Source organism: Actinoplanes cyaneus, assembly GCF_016862095.1.
GTDB classification, from domain to species: Bacteria; Actinomycetota; Actinomycetes; order Mycobacteriales; family Micromonosporaceae; genus Actinoplanes; species Actinoplanes cyaneus.
The window spans coordinates 1-609 of record NZ_BOMH01000177.1 but is presented as its reverse complement, the minus strand read 5'-3'; the positions used below and the strand labels follow the sequence as shown (position 1 = coordinate 609).

General features: G+C 73.7%; 1 protein-coding gene. It reads left to right on the top strand.

The window, feature by feature from the left end:
- On the top strand, positions 1 to 609 hold a 609-nt coding region (locus Acy02nite_RS46235), incomplete at both ends, for a ketoacyl-synthetase C-terminal extension domain-containing protein (protein WP_239175924.1).

Below are 609 nucleotides of genomic sequence, written 5' to 3'. Positions count from 1 at the left end.
GGTCCGTCGCAGCAGCGGGTGATCCGTCAGGCGCTGGCCAACGCGCGGATCGCTGCCACCGAGGTGGACGCGGTGGAGGCGCACGGCACCGGCACGCCGCTGGGCGATCCGATCGAGGCGCAGGCGCTGCTGGCCACCTACGGTCGGGACCGGTCGGAGCCGTTGTGGCTGGGCTCGGTCAAGTCGAACCTCGGGCACACCCAGGCCGCGGCCGGTGTCGCCGGCATCATCAAGATGGTCCAGGCCATGCGGTACGGCATCCTGCCGCGCACGCTGCACGTCGACGAGCCGTCCACACAGGTCGACTGGACGGCCGGCGCGGTGGAACTGCTCACCAAGACCCGCGACTGGCCGTCGGTGGACCGGCCGCGGCGTGCGGCGGTGTCGTCGTTCGGCATCAGCGGCACCAATGCGCACGTCATCCTGGAAGCCCCGGTGGCGGCCGCGCCCGCAGGCGGTGCGGCCACGCTGCCGGTGACCCCGGTCGTCCTGAGTGCAGCCGATCCGGACGCGCTGGACGTGATGCAGGCCCGCGTGGAGCGGACTGACGAGGTCGCCCGGACGCTGGCGGGCCGGGCGGTGCTGCGGCATCGTGCGGTCGCGCTCGGC